Origin of the sequence: Hamadaea sp., assembly GCF_013362815.1 — a bacterium.
Lineage (GTDB): Bacteria > Actinomycetota > Actinomycetes > Mycobacteriales > Micromonosporaceae > Hamadaea.
In genome coordinates this window covers 41363-61631 of sequence record NZ_JABFVK010000001.1, presented here as the reverse complement: position 1 = coordinate 61631, position 20269 = coordinate 41363, and the positions used below count along the sequence as shown (strand labels likewise).

Here is a 20269-nt window from a genome sequence, read left to right as displayed (position 1 = left end):
CGTTGTGGTGGCACGTGAAGATCGCTACCCCACAGGAGGCGCGCTCAAGTCGCGCGGGCCTGCTGGATAGCGATCTTCGACGGCGTTACCGGGAACGCCGTATCGCCCAGTTGGGGTCGTCGTCCGCGTCTTCAGAGTCATCATCGTCGGCGTCGTACTCGTCGTACTCGTCGTCGAGCTGCTCATCAGACTTCGCGGCGGCGGCTCCACCGAGTTCTCGCTGCAACGCCGCGAGGTCGGTGTTCGGGGAGTGGTACTTCAACTCCCTGGCCACCTTAGTCTGCTTGGCCTTAGCTCGGCCGCGTCCCATGGACCGACCCCCTCGCACATGAATGTCGGGGCAGCCCGAAGGCGGGCCCCGATGACGTCAGGCATCTCTCGTGGCTCATACGGTACACAGTCGTCGCCGACTTCGGCACCTCGGGCTCCACTCCATGTTGCCGTGCCGCGCGCAAACTGTCTGATTTGCGACGGTAAGGGGTTCGTTGCGGATTCGGTCGTGACCCGCGGAACGCGCCACCCGGAGCGCTCACGCGGGTCGCGACCGGCCCTTTCAGAGCATTTCAGCGCGGCAGGCGGATCGTCTGCAGCCGGCCGACTTCGGCCATCCGCCGCTCCGCGAGGCGGTCGGCCGCGGTGGCGGGAGACACACCTTCGGCGTCGGCGAGTTCGAGGATCTGCTTCGTGGTCGTGTAGATCTTGGTCGCCCGCAGCTTGGCGCGGTCGAAGTTGAAGCCCTCGATCTCGTCGGCCACCTGGATCACGCCGCCGGCGTTGACGACGTAGTCCGGCGCGTAGAGGATGCCGCGCTCGGCCAGCAGCTTCTCCACCCCCGGGTGGGCCAGTTGGTTGTTGGCCGCCCCGGCGACGATCTGCGCCCGCAGCACGGGAACGCTGTCGTCGTTGAGCGCCCCGCCGAGGGCGCAGGGTGCGTACACCTCGATGTCGCTGGTGATGAGCTCCTGGACGTCGCCCACGAGAGTGATCTGCGGGTGGGTCTGGCGGGCCCACGCGATGGCGGCCTCGCTCGGGTCGGTCGCGACGACCTCCGCGCCGTCCTCGAGCAGATGGCCGGCGAGGTACTTGCCGACCTTGCCCAGGCCGGCGATGCCGACCCGGCGGCCGCGCAGCGACGGCGAGCCCCAGCGGTGCTCGGCCGCGGCGCGCATGCCCTGGAAGACGCCCCAGGCGGTGAGGATGGAAGAGTCGCCCGCGCCGCCGTGTTCCACGCTACGGCCGGTCACGAACCGGGTCTCCCGGGACACCACGTCCATGTCCTGGACGTAGGTGCCGACGTCGCAAGCGGTCCAGTAGCGGCCGTTGAGCGACTGGACGAACCGGCCGTACGCCCGAAGCAGCGCCTCGGTCTTGTCCCGCACCGGGTCACCCCAGATGACGGCCTTGCCGCCGCCGAGGTCCAGCCCCGCGAGGGCGTTCTTGTACGCCATCCCGCGCGACAACTCCAGCACGTCGTGCAGAGCCTCCTCCTCGGAGGCGTACGGGTAGAAGCGCGTGCCACCGAGGGCGGGGCCGAGCGCGGTGGAATAGACGCCGATGATCGCTTTGAGGCCACTGGCCCGATCTTGGCAGAAGACGACCTGTTCGTGACCGGTGTCGGCGCTGAAGACGCCCATGAGAACTCCTCGTTGAGTCTGTCGCGCCGTTGTGGGGCGCGGGCCGCGGGACCCCGCATGGGGTGGCGCGAGGTCTCCCTTCGGAGCCTACTGGAGTCCCAGGTGGCGGCGGTGGCCGCGACCACACGGCGAGACAGCGGCCTGCTCGGGGCGGCGAGCGCCTCGTGTGCGTGCGGGAAGGCCCTGGAGCGTGGGAGGATCGCCACGTGCCGTCACAGTTCGCCGCGTACCTACGCGTCTATGAGCCGTTGGCCGCGTTCGACCGGGATCGTCAGCGCTTCTGGCGTCGCTACCTCGACGAGGGGCGGGCCATCGGGCCGGCCGAGGGGCCTGGTCGCCAGCGTGTCACCGTTCTCGAGGCGCTCGGTGCGAGCTGGTCGCGGCTGCCGGACCTGCCGGACGAGGCGTACGTCCTGACGACCGAGGCGGGCAGCCTCATCTGCCCCTGGAATCTGCGCGTACGCGTTGCGGAGGCCGCGCTCACCGCTCGGGCCGGCGTACCCGCCGTGCTCGCCGACGCCTTCGTCCCGCCCGCCCTGGCCGGGCTCGCTCAGACGGTCGTGAGCGATTTCCGGGGCGGCGCCCGGGTGCTCGACCACGGGCTGCCCCGCGTCCACGAACACGTCGCGACGTGGGGGGTGCCGCTGCGCTGGTTCCTCTTCGTGGACTTCGCCGAGCGGGAGATCAGCGTCGACCCGGGCCGCCGCATGCTGCGCTACCGGACCGAGATCGGCAAGGCGCGCCGCCGGGCCCACCAGGGGCTGGCCATCCTGCGCCGGACCATGGGAGACGCCCCGATCACCGAGTCGGTGGCGGAGGGAACCCGCTGGCTGGAGGAGTTCCACCCCGGCTCGATGGTCGAACTCGACTACGGCGGTCTCGTGCACCTGTTCAACGATCAGGCGCTGGCCGATGACGATTCGCCGGGGCTGGTCGCCGCCGGGCTCGCCGCGTTGAACACCGGCGACGGTGAGGCCGCGACGGATCACTATGAACGTCTGGTTGACCGGTGGCGCGAGATTCAGCTCATGGAGCGCTACAACTGATCATCCGTTTGCATTACTCGTCAGTACGCTAGGCGGTACTCGACCGGGCGAATTTGTCCGATAATGAAGGCCTCTGTGCCGATTGAAAAACGCCTCGAAGTAAGCACAATTCCGGCCTATGCCGTCATCCCATGAGGGCATTTTGTACCGCTTTTTGCGGAAATATCATTGATTCATCATCCGTCCATCTACGGACCTTCACCCGTTCGGCCCATGTCGGACATCGTGGACGAGCCGGACTATGGGAGGCGCGTCGGCCGGCGGGACCCCGGCCCTCGTTTACAGGTACTTGTGGAGGAGTGACCCATGGCGTCGCGTACGCACGAACCCGAGCCGCTGCTGACCCCCGCCGAGGTGGCGTCGATGTTCCGTGTCGACCCCAAGACGGTGACCCGGTGGGCGAAGGCGGGCAAGCTCAGCGCCATCCGCACTCTGGGTGGACACCGCCGTTACCGTGAGTCGGAGGTGCGCGCGCTTCTGCAGGGCCAGATCCCGCAGCAGCGCCAGGGCGACTGATACCCGCCCGTCCCCCGGCGAGCACCCCTGCTGAAGGGAGCCTGGCCGTCCTCAATAGACGGTGTGGGCTCCCTTCAACTATGCCCCGGCTATCTCTGCGGACTGTTGGAGAACTGGTAGAACGTCGGGAACGCGTCCTCGAACGGGCGCGGTCCGGCGACTGGCGCGTCCGGGTTGTTCCGGCGTCCGGTCCAGATCTCCTCGGCCGCCTCGACCAGCGCGGAGACGCCGTCGGCGCGTACTCGGTCGGCCAGGTCGGGCGCCTCAGTGGGGTGCGGCATGGTCCAGGACTCCCTCCATCAGGCGGATCTTGCTGTTGCGGCAGTGCTCCGTGACGGTCGTGTCGAACCGGCCGTGCTCGAAGTATCGGTTGGCGGCATGGCCGCCGCCACAGAAGCCGAAGTAGCCGCAACTGTCGCGGCACGCCTCGACGCCCCGAAGGTACTCGCTGACCCAGCGGGACTCGGTCGCCTGCGCGACGATCTGCGACAGCGGCGTACTCGTCACGTTGCCGCTGCTGAAATCGCCGTACTGCGGACTGCTGAAGCCGGCCAGCTCCGGCGAGACCAGCACGACCGCGCCGTCGTAGGCGATCGTCGGGATCGGATCCACTTGGCGCGGGAGGACCGTGTCCGCCTCGTCCCGGCGCAGCGCTCCGGCGTACCGGATGGCGAATTCGACGTCCCGCAGCTCGATGGCGGGATCGGCGAGCCAGGCCGCGGTCAGCTCCGCCCAGAAACCGCGGACGTCGTCCTCCGCATGCGCGTTGCTGCGGGTATTGACCCCCTCGCGCTCCTCGATGTTGATGCCCAGGGCGTAACAGCCCAGCTCACGGAAGAACGGGTACAGCTCGCGGGCCAGCGCCGGGCTGGGGTCCGAGACCACGCACAGGGCCGCGAACGGCACGCCATGCCGTCGCAAGGCGTCTGTTCCGCGCATGATCTGCTGGTACGCCTCTCGCCCGGCCCGGTCGACGCGCTGTGCGGTGAGGTGCCGCGGGCCGTCCACACTCAGTCCGATGTGGATGTCGTACGCCTGGAAGAAGTCGCACCAGGCGTCGTCCACCAGGGTGGCGTTGGTCTGCAGATGATGTTCGACACCCTGGAACGGCGCCATGAGCTGGACCAGGCGTTCGCGGCCGGTCGCAGTGGGTTCGCCGCCGTGCCAGACCACCGAGAAGCGGCCGGCCTCGGCGGCCCACCGGTTGACGGTCTGCGCGACCGCCTCGGCAACGGCCGGAGCCATGCGCCGATCGTCCTTGCGCCACGGCAGATAGCAGTACGCGCAGTCCAAGTTGCACAGCGTCGTCGGCTGGAGGATCACGTACGAGGGCACCGGGGCGATACCCCGCATGCCGGTGAACCGGTGTACGGAGGCCATCGCCCACCTCCCCGCGGTCGCCGCTGCCGACTGCACTTCTGGCGGCTCGCCCAAGCGGCTCCCCGGCCTAGTCTGGCGTACGCACGCCACCACGGACAGCCCGCATGAAACGTCAGCCGCGCGTGTGCGAGCCCATCATGCGTACGTTGCCCTCGCCCTCGACGACCTCGCCGACCGACCAGGACTCCACGCCCCGCGCCGTGAGCAGCGCCATCGCCCGATCTGCGTCGTTCGCCGCGACCACGGCGAACATGCCGACGCCCATATTGAAGGTCGACTCCATCTCGGGCAGGTCGATCCGGCCCCGGCTCTGCACGAGGTCGAAGATGGGCTGCGGACGCCACGTCGAGCGGTCCACCACGGCGTCCATCGTGTCCGGCAGCACCCGATTGAGGTTGCCGGGGATGCCGCCCCCGGTGACGTGCGCCAGCGCGTGCACCTCGCACTCGGCGATCAGCGTCAAGCAGTCCTGCGCGTAGATCTTGGTCGGGGTGAGGAGCTCCTCGCCGAGCGTGTGGTTCACGCCGAGGTCCTCGATGACGCTGCTCAGCCGGAGCCGGCCCTGTCCCATCAGGACGTGGCGGACGAGCGAGTAGCCGTTGGAGTGCAGGCCCGACGACCGCATCGCGATGACCACGTCGCCCAGCTGCACGCGTTCGCGGCTGAGGATGTCGTCCTCTTCCACGACGCCCACGCCGTTGGCGGAAAGGTCGTACTCGTGCGGCTTCATCACGCCCGGATGCTCGGCCGTCTCGCCGCCCAGCAGCGCGCAGCCCGCGGTGCGGCAGCCGTCGGCGATGCCCGCGCCGATCTCGGCGACGCGGTCGGGAACGACCTCGCCACAGGCGATGTAGTCGAGCAGGAAGAGCGGTTCCGCGCCGCAGGCGACGAGGTCGTCGACGACCATGGCCACGAGGTCGATGCCGACCGTGTCGTGGATGTCCATCTGCTGCGCGATCACGAGCTTGGTGCCGACGCCGTCCGTCGAGGACGCGAGCACCGGCTTCTTGTACTTCGTGACGTCGAGCTTGAACAGGCCGGAGAAACCGCCCAGCCCGCCGAGCACCTCAGGCCGGTGGGTCCGTTGAACCTTGGCCTTGAGCAGCTCCACGGCCTGGTCACCGGCGTGGATCGAGACACCGGCGTCGGCATAGGTGGCCTGGCGCTTACGAGCGGTGCCGTTCTCGGCATTCCAGAGTTGACGGCCGCCCGCGCCGTCAGTGGCTGGGCGCTCGGCTACGTGCGTCACGGTGGTACTCCCCTTTGTTCTCGCGCGGCTCGGCGACGGCCGCGTGCTCAGGCTCCGGCGCGTTCCAGGGTCGCCGGGTCCTCGGCGCGGGCCGGGCCGTCAACGGACCTGTCCCGCTGCTCGCCCCGCTCGGCTTCGTCCACACGGCGGCCGACCGATTCGAGCACGTGTTTTCCGATCAGATCGCCGGCGGGCAGATCAATCGGGTACTGGCCGTCGAAGCAGGCCCGGCACAAGCGGTTGGCCGGCTGCTCGGTGGCGGCGATGAGACCGTTCAGCGATACATAGCCGAGGGAGTCGGCGCCGATGGCCCGGCGGATGCCCTCGTTGTCCAGACCGTTGGCGATGAGCTCGGCACGGTCGGCGAAATCGATGCCGTAGAAGCAAGGCCACTTCACCGGCGGGGAGGAGATGCGCACGTGAACCTCGATCGCGCCGGCCTCGCGCAGCATCCGCACGGTGGCGCGCTGAGTGTTGCCCCGCACGATCGAGTCGTCGACGACGATGATCCGCTTACCGCGGATGACGTCGCGCAACGGGTTGAGCTTCAGCCGGATGCCCAGCTGACGAATGGTCTGCGACGGCTGGATGAAGGTCCGGCCGACGTAGGCGTTCTTCACGAGGCCCATGCCGTAGGGGATGCCGGACTCCTCGGCGAACCCGATGGCGGCGGGCGTGCCCGACTCCGGGCTGGGGATGACCAAGTCTGCCTCGACCGGGTGCTCCCGGGCCAGCTGACGGCCGACCTCGGTACGCGCGGCGTACACGTTGCGGCCGGAGATCGTGGCGTCGGGGCGGGCCAGGTAGACGTATTCGAACAGGCAGCCCTTGGGATCAGGGTTGGCGAAGCGCGACGACCGCAGACCGTTCTCGTCGATCGCGATCAGCTCGCCCGGCTCGACTTCGCGCACGACGCTGGCGCCGACGATGTCCAGCGCGGCGGCCTCGCTTGCGACCACCCAGCCCCGCTCCAGGCGGCCGAGCACCAAGGGGCGTACGCCATTGCGGTCGCGAGCGGCGTACAACGTGTTCTCGTCCATGAAGACGAAGCTGAAGGCGCCCTTGACGCCGGGCAGCACCTGCATCGCGGCGGCCTCGACGCTGAGGTCGGGCGTGGCCGCGAGCAGCGTGGTCACCAGCGCGGTGTCGCTGGTGGAACCGTCGACGTCGAGACCCAGCGCCCGGATGCGCGCGGCGAGATCGGCCGAGTTGACCAGATTGCCGTTGTGCGCCAAGGCGAGCGTCGTGCCGAGCTTGGTGGCCTTGATCGTCGGCTGGGCGTTCTCCCAGGTCGAACCGCCGGTCGTCGAGTAGCGCGCGTGTCCGATGGCCAGATGCCCGCGCAGGCTGGCGAGGGTCGGCTCGTCGAAGACCTGGGCCACCAGGCCGAGATCCTTGTAGACCACCACTCCGGTGCCGTCGCTGACCGCGATGCCGGCGGCCTCCTGGCCACGGTGCTGAAGGGCGTAGAGCCCGAAGTAGGTGAGCTTGGCCACTTCCTCGCCCGGCGCCCAGACTCCGAAGACGCCACACGCGTCCTGCGGGCCTGGCCGGTAGGGGTCGAGTTCGTGGCTCAACCGGCCGTCGCCTCGGGGCACCCTGCTGCTCCCAACCTCGTGCTCGATGTCGCTGATGGGTGGTCTTCGTGGTGGTTCGTCAGCGGTCTGAAGTCGCCTGAAGCTCTGGTGGAGCTCAGTCTGCCGTCGCGAGACAGTGTACGCGACTCGGCGGCCTTCACGGATAGCCACCTTACGGGTGCTTTCCGTGATACTCCGACGTTAACCGCGCCTCCGCTGATTCTGGCAGAGATCACAGATCAGGAAAAGAGGCAATGAGTCACACAACTGGCAAGAAAGGCGATAAATCGGCGCGATTGCCACTGGCTGTGATGCGTCCGTCCGCGACGCCGTCGGCCCAGGCGAGCCGACCGGAGGTCACTTTGAGGAAGGTGACTGCGTCCATCTCCACTACGTTCGGCGGCGTGCCCCGGGTATGCCGAGGTCCTGCAATGCACTGCACAGCGCCGAAGGGCGGAACCCGTACCTCCACCGAACGTCCCGGTTCTCGAACCGAAAGTACGTTCAGGACAAACCGAACGGCGTCGCGCAGGGTCGTCCGCTCCGGCTCCTGATCAGCGTCGATCGTTTGCAGGGCGCTGACCAGCGCCTGGGATTTATCAGGCTGTACGGACATGAGTGGACGATACGGCTCGCGTCAACCATGATTGGCCCCTCCCCTGGGTCGCGGAACCGTGCTCGGACAAGGCATAGTGGCGAGCGGTGCGCATCTAACGGACCGTTGCGCGTCCACGGGGGGAGTGAAAGGAAAGGGCGGGTGACCGTGGCAACACTCCGACGTCGGGCCTTCTTGCTGCGAGCGGGTGTGGTCGCAAGCTTGGCGCTGGGTTCGATCCTGGCCGTCGGCGCTCCCGCCTCGGCGGCGCCCAACGACCTCAAGGTCGATGACGCCAGCGTTTCAGTCGCCCAGAACGGCACGAAATCCGTGTCGATCAAGGTTTCCAACAACACCATTCTTCCGGTTGCCGACGTTTCGATCTCGCTGTCGAACCTGCCGTCGGGCGTCAGTTGCACCGGCGGCTGCGGAGAGAAGTTCTCCATCGCAGCCAGCGACTCCGTGACGAAGAGCGTCACGCTGAAGGCATCCTCAGGGGCATCCATCGTCACCAACTCTGGTGCGACGATCACCGCGTCGAATTCGTCCGTTGACGGCACCGGCACGTTGCGCGTCACAGTGACTGAAGCGGCGGCCACGACGATTCAGACGATCTCGGGCACGGTCAAGGACTCGACCACCGGCTCCAAACTCGACGGCGTACTGGTCATCATCAAGGACCCGTCGGGCAAGACGCACAACGACTCGACCGACAGCGGCGGCGCCTGGTCGTTCACCAGCTCCCCGAGCGACCCCATTCAGGCGGGCACCATCTACGTCGGCGTGAGCCTTGACGGCTACAACACGGTGACGAAGTCGTACACGGTCGCCGCTGGGACGTCGAAGACCGGCATCAGCCTGGCGATGACGCCGAAGGGCGCTACCGCGTCGCCGACGCCAAGTGAAGAGGTCAGCGACGAGCCGACGGTCGACCCGAACGCAGTTGGTTCGGGCGAGGCGAGCGGCGCGACCGACGGCACCGGCGGCGGAACCAACACGACAGCGACTGGTGACGACTCCGGCTCCGGCCTCTCCTGGATGATGATCATCGTCGGTGGCCTGCTCGTGCTGCTCGGCATCGGCGCGATCGCGCTGATCCTGATGCGCCGCAACAAGGGCGACGACGAGGACGAAGAAGACGACGAGGACGACGCTCCCGTACGCCGTCCGACCCCGCCTCGAAGCAGCGGCGGCTACTACGGCGCCCGGCCCGCGGCGGCCGACCCGACGATGGTGGCCCGCTCGCCGATGGCCGATTCCCCGACGACGGTTCAGCGTCCCGGTGGCGAATACGGCGCTCGTCCGCAGCAGGGTGGGTGGACCGGCTACGGACAGGACGCCCAGCCGACCCAGATGTACGGCGGCGGTGCTCCCGCTGGTGGTGGCACCTATGGTGCTCCGGCCGGTGGTGGGGCGTACGGGAGTCCTTCGGCTGGTGCCGGAACTTATGGTTCCCCGGCCGGTGGTGCGTACGGCTCTCCCGCCGGGCCTCCGGCCGGTGGTGCATACGGTTCTCCGGCGGGTGGCGGTGCCTATGGCTCGCCCGTCGCCGGGGCGTACGGTTCGCCGGCCGCGCCGACGTCGGGCTACGGCTCCGGCGCTCAGGGCGGCTATGGAGCCGGTCCGCAGGCGGGTGGCGCCTACGGTTCGCCGGCCGCCGGTGCTGAATACGGCGCTGGTGCCCAGGGCGGCACCTACGGCGCGAACGGTTCGGCGTACGGCGGCAACCAGGCGGGCGGCTACGACCAGGGTGCGGGCACCTACGGCTCGGCGAGCGGCGGCTACAGCCAGGGCGGCGGCAGCTACGACCAGGGCTACGGATCGCAGGGCGGCTACGGTCAGCAGCCGCAGCAGCAGTCCGGCGGTTATGGCGACGCGGCCGGTGGCTACGGCTCCGGTGGCCAAGCCGCCGGTGGGAGCTACGACCAGGGCTACGGATCGCAGGGTGGCTACGGTCAGCAGCCGCAGCAGCAGTCCGGCGGTTATGGCGACGCGGCCGGTGGCTACGGATCGCAGTCCAGCTACGGCGCGGGCGCGCAGGGCGGCAACTACGGTGCCGGCGCGGGTGCCGGTGGCTACGTCCCCGAACAGCGCGGTGCCGGCTACGACCAGGGTGCGTACGGCGAGGCGACCCAGCGCTACGGTGGCCAGGACCCCTACGGTCAGCAGGCCAACGGCTACGACGACCCGTCTCGGCGCGCCGACCGTCGCCTCGACTGGCTCGACGACTGACGGGCACTTATCCACATCGCCCGGTAATCCACAGAATGCGGCTGCATCGCTTAGGCGGTGCAGCCGCATTCGTTCGAGCATTCCCAGGTGGATCGACGACTTCGCGCCGCGCTCGCGCAAGCCGACGGCTTGATCGCGTTGTCCCGGCTGAGCGACGACATCCCCCGCTGGGCTGTGCACAACGCCGTCCGAGCCGGGACGCTAAAGCGCGTGGCTCCGGGGGTTTACGCCGACGCGGCCCAGCTGATCAACCCGCTCCGAGTCGCCACCTGCTACGCGGACGGCCGCGGTGCGCTCAGCCACACGTCGGCCCTAATGATCTGGGGTCTACGGATCGCCGATGCCGACGAGGTCGCACATCTCACCACGTCGAGGCGTCACCGACTGAGCTCGTGCCAATGGTTCGTGATCCACACGCGGACCGACTTCGAGCTGGGCCCGCCCACCGCCGTCGTCCGTGATGGGCGTTGGGTGACGACCATCGAGTCGGCGCTGATCGAAAGTTGGCCGTTCGTGGCCGATGCCGAGGGGATCGGTCTCCTCCTCCGCTCCCTCACCGAACGAAGAACCACAACCGAGCGCCTGACCGCCGAGCTTGCGCGCCTACCTCACGTCGAGGGCCGGGCAAGGCTTGCCGCCGTCCTGGACCGGCTCACCCGTGGATGCCGAAGCTATCTGGAGATCCTCGGCCTGGACCACGTATTCGTCGGCCCTGGAATGCCGGTGTTCATTCGCCAGTTTCCGGTGACGGTCGACGGCGGCCGGTACTACCTGGACGTATTCGCCGAGCCGGAAAGAGTCGCGTTCGAGTTGGACGGTGCGGCTTGGCACGGATCCAGACAGCAGCGGGAAGCCGATCTACGCCGGGACGCTGCGCTCGCCACGCAGGGCATCATGGTCGTTCGGTTCACCTATCGGCGGCTGACGACCGAGCCGGAACGCGTACGTCGCGAGGTGTTGATGATCCTGGAATCGCGGCGATCCCCATGATCGTGTGAGCCGGAAACGTCGGCAGGAGGCTCCAGCGACGTTTCCGGCTCACACGATCATGCCGGTGACAAGGTCAGCGGTCGGCGTACCGCTTGGGGCGGTCCTCACGGAAGCGAGGACGGCCACCCTCACGGCTGCCGCCGTCGGGGAACCGGCGAGGCCGGTCGGAGAAGTGACGACGGGGACGCCGATCACCGGACGGAGCCGGGCGCGGCTCGTCCTTCACCGGTACGCCGCTCGGCTCCTGCGCGCCGGTCAGCTCGGTCAGGCGGGCGTCACCGGCGCGTACGCGGTGCTCGGCGGCGTCGGGGACGCCGGCCTTCTGCAGCATGACCTGCGTGCTGCGTCGCTGCTTGGGCAGGACGAGCGTGGCGACCGCGCCGGACTCGCCGGCTCGGGCGGTGCGGCCCGCCCGGTGCAGGTAGTCCTTGGGGTCCCGCGGCGGGTCGACGTGCACCACGAGGGAGACGCCGTCGACGTGGATGCCGCGGGCGGCGACGTCGGTCGCGACGAGGACGCTGGTGCGACCCTCCTTGAACTCGGCGAGGGTACGCGTCCGGACCGCCTGGCTCTTGCCGCCGTGCAGGCCGCCGGCGCGTACGCCGACCTCCCGGAGCTGGTCGACGAGCCGGTCCACCGCCGCCTGCGTACGCGCGAAGAGCATCGTGCGACCCTGGCGGGCGGCGATCGAGGCGAGTACGCGGAACTTGTCGGTCGGCGGGATCATCAGCATGAGGTGATCCATGGTGGTGACCGAGGCGGCCGGCGGCGCGGTCGAGTGCGTCACCGGGTCGGTCATGAACCGCTGGACGAGTGTGTCGACGTCACCGTCGAGGGTGGCCGAGAACAGCAGTCGCTGCGCGCCGGCCGGGGTCTTGTCGAGCAGCTCCGTGACCTCGGGCAGGAAGCCCATGTCGGCCATCTGGTCGGCCTCGTCGAGGATCGAGATCTCGACGTCGTCGAGCGAGCAGGCGCCCCGGTTGATCAGGTCGCCCAGTCGGCCCGGCGTCGCGATCAGGATGTCGAGACCGCGCTCGAGACCCGAGATCTGCCGGTCGTACGGCACGCCGCCGACGGCCGTCGCCAGGAACAGGCCGACCTCGCGGCCCAGCGGCCGGAGCGCGTCGGCGACCTGCATCGCCAGTTCGCGGGTGGGGACCAGGATCAGGCCCTTGGGGTGACGCGGGCGGGCACGGCCGCTCTCGGCGATGCGGGCGAGCGCCGGCAGGCCGAAGGCGAGCGTCTTGCCCGACCCGGTCTGGCCCCGGCCCAGCACGTCACGCCCGGCGAGGGCGTCCGGCACGGTCGCGGCCTGGATCTCGAAGGGATGGGTGATGCCTTCGCGAGCCAGCGCCCGGACCAGCTTGCGCGGCAGGCCCAGCTCAGCGAAGGAGGCCTTCCCGGCCGACTCGGAGCCGGCGGTGTCGGACTCGAGGTCGAAGACGGACGGGAAGGTGGAGGGATCGGCGAAACTCAAGGTGCTCCTCGGTGCTCGAACATTGGGGCATTCCATGGAGGTATCCCCGCGTCCGCGCGGCCGCCTGTGGGGCTCGCCGCCAGCATTCTTCTCGCAGGAACACGCATAGAAAACGCGTGCCGATGGGCACGCAACATCGTCAAGTGTACGGGTTCTGCTGCCCCGCTTGTCCGAATAAGCGCCCGAAGTGGCTCGGCTCACGAATCGGGCCACGAACGGGCGAACAGAATCGGCCCGCCGAACGGGCGGACAAACGTGGGAAGATCGAAAGCATGGCCGACCCGTTCAGCACGGTCACGCCGGCGGCGTTGCGGCGGCGTACCAGTGTGAAGTGGCGCACATATCCCGAAGACGTGTTACCCGCGTTCGTAGCCGAGATGGACGTCGACCTCGCCGACCCCGTACGCGAGGCGCTCGAAGAAGCACTGCGGCTCAGCGACACCGGCTACCCCCACGGCGACGCGTACGCCGAGGCGCTGAGCGCTTTCGCCGGACGCCGCTGGGGCTGGGGCTTCGAGACGGCGCAGACCTCGCCCGTCGCCGACGTCATGACGGGGGTGGTGGAGGCGGTGCGGCTGGTGACCGGCCGCGGCGACGCAGTTGTGGTCAACCCGCCCGTGTACTTCCCGTTCTTCGGCTTCGTCGAACACGCGGGCCGCCGGATCGTGGAGGCCCCACTGGGAGCGGACGGCCGGGTGGACTTCGCCGTCCTGGAAGCGGCGTTCCGTCACGCGGCATCGGCGGGTGGTCGGGCGGCGTACCTGTTGTGTAATCCGCACAATCCCACGGGCGCCGTGCACACTCGCGCGGAGCTGGAACGGATCGCGCAGCTCGCGCACGGTTATGGCGTGCGAGTCGTGGCCGATGAGATCCACGCGCCGCTGGTGCCCGCGGGCGCGAACTTCGTGCCGTACTTGAGTGTGGACGATCGCGGCATCTCGCTGATGTCGGCGTCGAAGGCGTGGAACCTCGCCGGGCTCAAGGCGGCGCTGATGATCGGCGGCGTGCAGGCGGTGGACGACGTGCGGCGGCTGCCCGAGCACATCGCGCACGGAACGAGCCATTTCGGCACGATCGCGCACACCGCGGCGTTGCGGTACGGCGAGGAGTGGCTCGACGACCTGCTGGCCGCGCTCGACACGAACCGCCGGTTGCTCGGCGAACTGCTCTCCGAGCAGCTTCCGGAGGTCGGCTACCGTGCGCCCGAAGGCACCTATCTGACCTGGTTGGACTGCCGGGCCCTCGCGGTCGAAGGCGAGCCGGCCGACTTCTTCCTCGAGCGTGGGCGGATCGCCTTCGCACCCGGGCGCAAGTTCGGAACCGGCGGCGCGGGCCATGTGCGCGGGACCATCGCCGCGTCCCAAGAGTCCATTGCGGACGGTGTCGCGAGGATGGTCGCCGCGCTGAACGACTAAGGCGTCGGCGTCGGCGTCGGTTCGACGGCGGCGGGTGAGTTGGTCGACGGGGTGTCGGTGTCCGCCGGGGCCGGCGAGTCGGTGGTCGCGGCCGGCGTGGGCGAGTTCGTCGTGGGCGAGGGGCTCGGCGAGCTGGTCGTCTGGGTCGGTGACGGCGAGGTGCTCGACCGGGTGGGCGACGGCGACGTGCTCGACCGGGTCGGCGTCGGACTCGCCGTCGGCACCTTGATCGCCTGGTACACCCGGGTCGCGCCGAAGAAGTGCGACCACCAGACGTTGGAGATCTTCACGACGTCGCCGGTGGTCGGCGAGTGGATCATCTTGCCGTTGCCGAGGTACATGCCGACGTGGTGGATCGAGGCCGGATTGGCCGGGTCCTCGCCGAAGAACAGCAGGTCACCGGGGAGCAGGGCGTACCGGGACACCGAGGTGTCCTTCGTGCCCTGATACTGGTCGCGCGAGACGCGCGGCAGCGAGTAGCCGGTCGTCCGGTACGCCGCCCACATGAGACCGGAGCAGTCGTAGTGGTCGGGACCCTCGGCACCCCAGACATAGGACTTGCCGAGCTGCTTCAGCGCGAAGTTGACGGCGGCGAGCGCCTTGGGGTTCGCCTTGTATCCGGCCAGGGCGTCGTTGTTGAGGTACTGCCGGCCGCGAGCCTGCTCGGCCGCCTCCTCCTGGCGCAGGATCTCCGCGACCTTGCTGGCGTTGCGGGTCTCCAGCTCCGCCTTCGCCGTCACGCGCTGGTTGAACGTGGTTTCCACCGAGGCATAGCGCTGCTTGGTGTCCGCCTCGTTCTTCTGAGCCGTCTCGTACGCCGTCTTCGTGCGCTCGTACTCCGCCTTGGCCAGGGCCAGCTCGTGAGCCGCACCGGAACTGCCGTGCACCGGGTCGTCGGCGCGCGGAGCGAGCCCGCCCAGCCCGAAGTCCGGCAGGCCACCGGATTCGACGTACGCGTCGGAAGCGGCGTCGGCGAGCGCCTTCTTCGCCTTCGCCAGCCGATTCTCGGCCTCGGCGAACTCGTACTGCGCGTAGACCGTCTCGGTCGCGGTGGAGGTGACTGCCTGCAGCAGTTCATGCCGTCGCTCCGCGAGGATCGAGACCTCGGTCCTGATCGCGTCGAGCTGTGCGGCGAGAGCAGCGAGATCGCTACTGACGCCGGAACCGGTCGCGGGCACCCCGAACGGCAACTGCAGCGGGCCGTTGGGAACGGGTTGCAACCCGCCGTCGGGGACTTTCTGCGCGGCAGCTGTCGTCGTCACCGGATCAGCTACCGCCGGAGTGGCGGCACTGGTCACGATCGCTGCTGTGAGCAGCGCGGACAAACGGGCCGCGCCAACGCGCCGTCGCGTCATGTGTCTTCTCCCCGAGGTCCCCGCCGGATGCGTCCGGTGTGCCGCCTTCGTTCATAGCGCACTGAGCGGGGAAAGTCGACACCCGCCGGAGTAAGGAGCGGTGAACCCCCGGGTAATGTGCAGGACGGAGACGAGGTTTGGGAGGCGCAGCGGATGGACGCGGGGCTGAAGCGAGAGCTGGAAGAGAAGGTCTACGCCGGCGAGCGGCTCACCCGAGCCGACGGCGAGGCGCTGTACGCCAGCGACGATCTCGCCTGGCTGGGCCGGCTCGCCCACCACCGGCGCACCGAGAAGAACGGCGACCGGGTGATGTTCAACGTCAACCGGCACCTCAATCTCACCAACGTCTGCACCGCCAGTTGTGCGTACTGCTCGTTCCAGCGCAAGCCGGGGGAGAAGGCCGCGTACACCATGCGGGTGGAGCAGGCCGTGGAGAAGGCGTTGGAGATGAAGGACGAGCAGCTCACCGAGCTGCACATCGTCAACGGCCTGCACCCGACGCTGCCGTGGAAGTACTACCCCCGGGTCCTGCGCGCGTTGAAGGAGGCGCTGCCCGACGTCTCGCTGAAGTGCTTCACCGCGACCGAGGTCCAGTGGTTCGAGAAGATCTCCGGCCTGCCCGCCGACGAGATCCTCGACGAGCTCATCGACGCCGGGCTCGCCTCGCTGACCGGCGGCGGCGCCGAGATCTTCGACTGGGAGATCCGGCAGCAGATCGTCGATCACGCGTGCCACTGGGAGGACTGGTCGCGGATCCACCGGCTGGCGCACCAGAAGGGTCTGCGTACGCCGGCGACCATGCTCTACGGGCACATCGAGGAGCCGCGGCACCGCGTCGACCACGTGATGCGGCTGCGCGAGCTGCAGGACGAGACCGGCGGCTTCGTCGTCTTCATCCCGCTGCGCTACCAGCACGACTTCCACGACAGCGCCGACGGCATCGTCCGCAACCGCATCCAGGCCAAGACCACGATGGCCTCGCCGGCCGAGTCGCTGAAGACCTTCGCCGTCTCGCGGCTCATGCTGGACAACTTCGACCACGTCAAGTGCTTCTGGGTCATGCACGGCCTGTCGGTCGCCCAGCTCTCGCTGAACTTCGGCGTCGACGACCTCGACGGCTCGGTGGTCGAGTACAAGATCACCCACGACGCCGACTCCTACGGCACGCCGGACACCATGCACCGGGAAGACCTGCTCACCTTGATCCAGGACGCCGGGTTCCAGCCCGTCGAGCGCAATACCCGCTACGAGGTGGTACGCGAGTTCGACGCGCCGATGTCGCTCGCCGACCGGCGGCGCGAACCGCAGCAGGTCTGGGCCTAGGGCCCGGGGCCTGCGAAGGAGCCCGCCCAGCAGCGCGTAGGCTGCTGGGCGTGAGTCCTGCTGTCAAGTACACGCTCGGGCGCATCGGCCTGTTCGTCGCGGCGTTCCTGGTGCTGCTGCCGTTCCCGCTGAGCATCTTCCTGAAGCTTGTCCTCGCCGTGCTGGTCTCGGCGGCGCTGAGCTGGTTCGTCCTGCGCGGCTGGCGTGAGCAGTACTCCCTCCAGCTCCAGAACGCCGTCGAGCGCCGCAAGACGGAGAAGACGAAGCTCCGCTCCGCGCTCGCCGGGGACGACTCACCGGAGCGACCGGCCGCGGACGAGCCGGATCACCCGACCGATTCCCAGCAGTCGTCCACCAACAGCGAGCAGCGCTGATTTCGCCGAGCATCGGCCGTGCGTTAGCCTCTGGCTGACCGCGGTCAGCGAAGCCGGTGCGAATCCGGCGCTGTCCCGCAACTGTGATCCCTCCCCCGGGTGCTCGCCATCCGGGTTTGGTCGAGCCAGGTCGCCTCGCCGCGGTCGCGAAGTAACGCTCTCGAGGAAGGGCGTCTCGCAGGCAGGCGCCCTTCACTCCTGTCGGCGGACTCACCCCTCGACCGATAGGAGGATTTCTATGTTGAGAAGACGTGCGCTCGGACTGCTCGCCGGTCTCGCCTTCGGTCTGGCCGCCTGCTCCACCGGCAACGGCGGAACGGCCACCACTCCTACGCCTACTAGTGCGGCGTACCCGGTCACCGTCGGCAGTGTGACGCTCGACAAGCAGCCGACCAAGATCGTCTCCCTCGGGCCGACCGCGACCGAGATGCTGTTCGCCGTCAACGCCGGTACGCAGGTCGTCGCAGTAGACGACCAGTCCAACTACCCGGCCGGCGTACCGAAGACCGACCTCTCCGCGTTCAAGCCGAGCGCCGAGGCGATCGCGGCGAAGAACCCCGACCTGGTGGTGCTCACCAACGACAGCGACAAGATCGTGGACCAGCTCAAGGCACTGAAGATCCCGACCTTCCTGGTTCCGGCGGCGACCACCCTCGACGAGGCGTACGCCGAGATCACCGACCTTGGCAAGCTGACCGGGCACGCGGACGACGCGGCCAAGGTCGTGACCGACATGAAGTCGAAGCTCGACACGATCGTCAAGTCGATCAAGCAGCGCGCCAAGCCGCTGACCTACTTCTACGAGGTCTCGCCGGACCTCTACTCCGCCACGTCGAAGACCTTCATCGGGTCGATCTTCACGCTGCTCGGCCTACAGAACGTCGCCGACGCCGCCGACGCCGACGGCAAGGCGTTCGGGTATCCGCAGCTGTCGGCGGAGGCACTGGTCAAGGCCAACCCGGACATGATCTTCCTGGCCGACGCGAAGTGCTGCCAGCAGACCGCCGACACGGTCAAGGCCCGGGCCGGCTGGGCCGGTATCACCGCCGTCAGCAAGGGCCAGATCGTCGCGCTGGACGACGACATCGCCTCCCGCTGGGGCCCCCGGATCGTCGACCTCGCCCAGACCGTCGCCACTGCGGTGAACCAGATCCCCTGACGCGGGGCGCCTTTTCCGCTGGATCAGGGATCTCGGTCGAATCATGAAGCAAGATTCGACACGGAACCCTGATCCAGCGCTGATCAACAGGCAAGAGGGTGTGATGAACGAGGTGAGGCCGGCGGGGCTGCGGCTGTCGTGGCTGCTCGCCGCGGTCGCGATCCTCGTCGTCGCGGTCCTCGCGGGGATCACCCTCGGCGCGGTCGGCCTGCCGCCCGGTTCGGTCGCGATCGAGCTGCTGAACTTGATTCCCGGCGTACACCTCGATTCGGGGCTGAACGAGCGCGAGATCGCCATCGTCACGGATCTGCGCCTGCCCCGCGTCGTGCTCGGGATGCTGGTCGGCTCGATGCTCGCCCTCGCCGGCGCGAGCTACCAGGGCGTCTTCCGCAATCCGCTCGCCGATCCCTATCTGCTCGGGGTCGCGGCGGGCGCGGGTCTCGGCGCCACGCTCGCGATCGCGCTGCGCGGCAGCATGTGGACCAGCGTCCCGATCTTCGCGTTCGTAGGTGCGCTGCTCGCGGTGAGCCTGACCTACTTGCTCGGGATCGTGGGCGGCCGCGACCGCTCCGGCAGCACGCTCATCCTCGCCGGCGTCGCGATCTCGGCCTTTCTCGCCGCCATCCAGACCTTCGTGCTCCAGCGCTATGCCGACAGCATCCGCGAGGTCTACTCGTGGTTGCTCGGCCGGCTCGCGACCGGCGGCTGGCACGACGTCCTGGTCATCATCCCGTACGCCGTGATCAGTGCACTGGTTGTGTTGACCCTGCGCCGGGAGCTGGACGTCTTGAGCGTCGGCGACGCGGAAGCGGCCGGACTCGGGCTGCACCCGGGCCGGTCACGGCTGATCCTGGTGGCGGCGGCCAGCCTGGCGACCGCCGCCGCGGTGGCCGTCTCGGGGCTCATCGGCTTCGTCGGCATCGTCGTTCCGCACATCGTGCGCCTGCTCACCGGCTCGTCGTACCGGGCGATCCTGCCGCTGTCGATGATCTACGGCGGGGCGTTCATGGTCGGAGCCGACCTGATCGCCCGAACCGTGGCCGCTCCGACCGAGCTGCCGATCGGCGTAGTCACCGCCTTCATCGGCGCGCCCTTCTTCATCCTCGTGCTCCGGACCACCCGGTCAGCGAGGTTGTGATGCTCCAGCTGCGGGGATTCGGTGTAACGATCGACAAGACGTCCATCGTGGACGGCGTAGATCTCGCGATGACGGGCGGCGAATGGGTCACCGTCATCGGCCCGAACGGCGCCGGCAAGTCCACCCTGCTCCGGGCGCTGCTCGGGGAGTACGCCCACAGCGGTTCGGCGTACCTGGGTGAGACGTCGCTGGACCAGCTCAACCGCCGCGAACGGGCACGGCGGATGGCGGCCGTCGCACAGTACCCCGTCGTCCCCGCCGGGATGGCCGTCCTCGACTACGTGCTCCTTGGGCGTACCCCTCATATCCCGACGCTGGGCCGGGAGTCCGCCGCGGACCTGGCCGTGGTGCGTGACGTGCTGACCCGCCTGGACCTGGACCGATTCGCGGGCCGGGAGCTGCAGACGCTGTCCGGCGGCGAGCGGCAGCGCGTGTTCCTCGCCCGGGCGCTGGCGCAGCAGGCGCCGCTGCTGCTGCTCGACGAGCCGACCAGTGCCCTGGACATCGGCCACCAGCAGGAAGTCCTCGAGTTGATCGACGAGCTTCGGCGGGAGGCGGGCCTGACGGTGCTGGCGACGATGCACGACCTGTCCGTCGCGGGCGAGTACGCCGATCGCCTGGTCCTCATGGACGGCGGGCGGGTCGTCGCCGACGGGCCGCCCGAGGCGGTGCTGACCGAGGCGCTGCTCGCCAAGCACTACCGCGCCCGGGTACGCATCATCCCGGGTGAGCACGGCCCCCTGGTCGTCCCCGTCCGCTCGCGTTGATCATGAACCTAGGGTCCCACCCGACGGCGTGTCGCACCCCTT

The 20269-nt window shown here is 68.8% G+C and carries 19 protein-coding genes and 1 riboswitch; of the genes, 10 read left to right on the top strand and 9 right to left on the bottom strand.

The window, feature by feature from the left end; all coding sequences use genetic code 11:
* Positions 1 to 85: 85 nt before the first annotated feature.
* Positions 86 to 310: a DUF3073 domain-containing protein gene (locus tag HOV77_RS00295; RefSeq protein WP_290855746.1), complete on the bottom strand. Its 225-nt coding sequence runs from the start codon at positions 308 to 310 to the stop codon at positions 86 to 88.
* Positions 311 to 563: 253 nt separating this feature from the next.
* Entirely contained in the window at positions 564 to 1634 is a 1071-nt protein-coding gene (locus HOV77_RS00290; RefSeq protein ID WP_290855743.1) for a Glu/Leu/Phe/Val dehydrogenase, read from the bottom strand.
* A gap of 206 nt (positions 1635 to 1840) precedes the next feature.
* On the opposite strand from HOV77_RS00290, the gene HOV77_RS00285 reads away from it, so the two are divergent.
* Together HOV77_RS00285 and HOV77_RS00280 are read left to right on the top strand one after the other, a co-directional pair.
* Positions 1841 to 2680 (top strand): hypothetical protein, encoded by an 840-nt coding sequence (locus tag HOV77_RS00285; protein WP_290855741.1) that lies wholly within the window; start codon positions 1841 to 1843, stop codon positions 2678 to 2680.
* Positions 2681 to 2986: 306 nt separating this feature from the next.
* On the top strand, positions 2987 to 3196 hold the full coding sequence (locus tag HOV77_RS00280; protein ID WP_007073996.1) for a BldC family transcriptional regulator: 210 nt from the start codon (positions 2987 to 2989) through the stop codon (positions 3194 to 3196).
* A gap of 89 nt (positions 3197 to 3285) precedes the next feature.
* Here the strand turns inward: HOV77_RS00280 and amcA are convergent, their stop codons facing one another.
* The 5 genes from amcA to HOV77_RS00255 all read right to left on the bottom strand — a co-directional run bounded on the left by amcA (position 3286) and on the right by HOV77_RS00255 (position 8018).
* On the bottom strand, positions 3286 to 3477 hold the full coding sequence (amcA, locus tag HOV77_RS00275) for a multiple cyclophane-containing RiPP AmcA (protein ID WP_290855626.1): 192 nt from the start codon (positions 3475 to 3477) through the stop codon (positions 3286 to 3288).
* Positions 3461 to 4549 (bottom strand): cyclophane-forming radical SAM peptide maturase AmcB, encoded by a 1089-nt coding sequence (gene amcB / locus HOV77_RS00270; protein WP_290856130.1) that lies wholly within the window; start codon positions 4547 to 4549, stop codon positions 3461 to 3463. The genes amcA and amcB overlap by 17 nt, the downstream gene beginning before the upstream one ends.
* Positions 4550 to 4688: 139 nt before the next feature.
* On the bottom strand, positions 4689 to 5825 hold the full coding sequence (gene purM / locus HOV77_RS00265; protein WP_290855624.1) for a phosphoribosylformylglycinamidine cyclo-ligase: 1137 nt from the start codon (positions 5823 to 5825) through the stop codon (positions 4689 to 4691).
* A 47-nt stretch (positions 5826 to 5872) separates the two neighbouring features.
* On the bottom strand, positions 5873 to 7423 hold the full coding sequence (gene purF, locus HOV77_RS00260) for an amidophosphoribosyltransferase (protein WP_290855621.1): 1551 nt from the start codon (positions 7421 to 7423) through the stop codon (positions 5873 to 5875).
* Positions 7424 to 7661: 238 nt separating this feature from the next.
* Positions 7662 to 8018, bottom strand: coding sequence for a sterol carrier family protein (locus HOV77_RS00255; protein ID WP_290855619.1), 357 nt, complete (start codon positions 8016 to 8018; stop codon positions 7662 to 7664).
* Between the two features lie 189 nt (positions 8019 to 8207).
* Here HOV77_RS00255 and HOV77_RS00250 point away from each other — a divergent pair, with 189 nt between their 5' ends.
* Both HOV77_RS00250 and HOV77_RS00245 read left to right on the top strand, forming a co-directional pair.
* Positions 8208 to 10229, top strand: a complete 2022-nt coding sequence (locus HOV77_RS00250) for a carboxypeptidase regulatory-like domain-containing protein (RefSeq protein WP_290855616.1) — start codon at positions 8208 to 8210, stop codon at positions 10227 to 10229.
* Positions 10230 to 10316: 87 nt separating this feature from the next.
* Positions 10317 to 11219, top strand: coding sequence for a DUF559 domain-containing protein (locus HOV77_RS00245; RefSeq protein WP_290855613.1), 903 nt, complete (start codon positions 10317 to 10319; stop codon positions 11217 to 11219).
* 73 nt (positions 11220 to 11292) lie between these two features.
* On the opposite strand, the gene HOV77_RS00240 is transcribed toward HOV77_RS00245, so the two are convergent.
* Positions 11293 to 12732 (bottom strand): DEAD/DEAH box helicase, encoded by a 1440-nt coding sequence (locus tag HOV77_RS00240; RefSeq protein ID WP_363259366.1) that lies wholly within the window; start codon positions 12730 to 12732, stop codon positions 11293 to 11295.
* 236 nt (positions 12733 to 12968) lie between these two features.
* Here HOV77_RS00240 and HOV77_RS00235 point away from each other — a divergent pair, with 236 nt between their 5' ends.
* Positions 12969 to 14111 carry an aminotransferase class I/II-fold pyridoxal phosphate-dependent enzyme gene (locus HOV77_RS00235; RefSeq protein WP_290855611.1) on the top strand — a complete coding sequence of 381 codons (1143 nt, stop codon included), beginning with the start codon at positions 12969 to 12971 and terminating at the stop codon, positions 14109 to 14111.
* Here the strand turns inward: HOV77_RS00235 and HOV77_RS00230 are convergent.
* The gene (locus tag HOV77_RS00230) at positions 14108 to 15466 is read right to left on the bottom strand and encodes an NlpC/P60 family protein (protein WP_290855609.1); all 1359 of its coding nucleotides are present in this window, start codon (positions 15464 to 15466) and stop codon (positions 14108 to 14110) included. The two genes, HOV77_RS00235 and HOV77_RS00230, sit on opposite strands and share 4 nt — an antisense overlap.
* 153 nt (positions 15467 to 15619) lie before the next feature.
* Here HOV77_RS00230 and mqnE point away from each other — a divergent pair, with 153 nt between their 5' ends.
* From mqnE to HOV77_RS00205, 5 genes are all read left to right on the top strand, one after another.
* Complete coding sequence (gene mqnE, locus HOV77_RS00225; RefSeq protein ID WP_290855607.1) at positions 15620 to 16789, top strand: aminofutalosine synthase MqnE; 1170 nt, start codon at positions 15620 to 15622, stop codon at positions 16787 to 16789.
* A 50-nt stretch (positions 16790 to 16839) separates the two neighbouring features.
* Complete coding sequence (locus HOV77_RS00220; RefSeq protein WP_290855606.1) at positions 16840 to 17163, top strand: DUF4229 domain-containing protein; 324 nt, start codon at positions 16840 to 16842, stop codon at positions 17161 to 17163.
* Between the two features lie 52 nt (positions 17164 to 17215).
* A riboswitch (cobalamin riboswitch) is annotated at positions 17216 to 17293 on the top strand.
* Between the two features lie 108 nt (positions 17294 to 17401).
* Positions 17402 to 18322, top strand: coding sequence for an ABC transporter substrate-binding protein (locus HOV77_RS00215; protein ID WP_290855604.1), 921 nt, complete (start codon positions 17402 to 17404; stop codon positions 18320 to 18322).
* A 103-nt stretch (positions 18323 to 18425) separates the two neighbouring features.
* Positions 18426 to 19460 carry an iron ABC transporter permease gene (locus HOV77_RS00210; RefSeq protein ID WP_290855601.1) on the top strand — a complete coding sequence of 345 codons (1035 nt, stop codon included), beginning with the start codon at positions 18426 to 18428 and terminating at the stop codon, positions 19458 to 19460.
* Positions 19460 to 20227, top strand: a complete 768-nt coding sequence (locus HOV77_RS00205) for an ABC transporter ATP-binding protein (protein ID WP_290855598.1) — start codon at positions 19460 to 19462, stop codon at positions 20225 to 20227. The genes HOV77_RS00210 and HOV77_RS00205 overlap by 1 nt, the downstream gene beginning before the upstream one ends.
* The last annotated feature ends 42 nt before the right edge of the window (positions 20228 to 20269 follow it).

Excerpts from the sequence above, each read along its gene's own strand:
- HOV77_RS00230 (WP_290855609.1), bottom strand. The coding sequence starts at position 15,466 with ATGACGCGACGGCGCGTTGGCGCGGCCCGTTTGTCCGCGCTGCTCACA.
- HOV77_RS00210 (WP_290855601.1), top strand. The coding sequence starts at position 18,426 with ATGAACGAGGTGAGGCCGGCGGGGCTGCGGCTGTCGTGGCTGCTCGCC.
- HOV77_RS00290 (WP_290855743.1), bottom strand. The coding sequence starts at position 1,634 with ATGGGCGTCTTCAGCGCCGACACCGGTCACGAACAGGTCGTCTTCTGC.
- HOV77_RS00215 (WP_290855604.1), top strand. The coding sequence starts at position 17,402 with ATGTTGAGAAGACGTGCGCTCGGACTGCTCGCCGGTCTCGCCTTCGGT.
- amcA (WP_290855626.1), bottom strand. The coding sequence starts at position 3,477 with ATGCCGCACCCCACTGAGGCGCCCGACCTGGCCGACCGAGTACGCGCC.
- amcB (WP_290856130.1), bottom strand. The coding sequence starts at position 4,549 with ATGCGGGGTATCGCCCCGGTGCCCTCGTACGTGATCCTCCAGCCGACG.
- mqnE (WP_290855607.1), top strand. The coding sequence starts at position 15,620 with ATGGACGCGGGGCTGAAGCGAGAGCTGGAAGAGAAGGTCTACGCCGGC.
- HOV77_RS00280 (WP_007073996.1), top strand. The coding sequence starts at position 2,987 with ATGGCGTCGCGTACGCACGAACCCGAGCCGCTGCTGACCCCCGCCGAG.
- HOV77_RS00255 (WP_290855619.1), bottom strand. The coding sequence starts at position 8,018 with ATGTCCGTACAGCCTGATAAATCCCAGGCGCTGGTCAGCGCCCTGCAA.
- HOV77_RS00295 (WP_290855746.1), bottom strand. The coding sequence starts at position 310 with ATGGGACGCGGCCGAGCTAAGGCCAAGCAGACTAAGGTGGCCAGGGAG.
- HOV77_RS00240 (WP_363259366.1), bottom strand. The coding sequence starts at position 12,732 with ATGGAATGCCCCAATGTTCGAGCACCGAGGAGCACCTTGAGTTTCGCC.
- HOV77_RS00205 (WP_290855598.1), top strand. The coding sequence starts at position 19,460 with ATGCTCCAGCTGCGGGGATTCGGTGTAACGATCGACAAGACGTCCATC.
- HOV77_RS00235 (WP_290855611.1), top strand. The coding sequence starts at position 12,969 with ATGGCCGACCCGTTCAGCACGGTCACGCCGGCGGCGTTGCGGCGGCGT.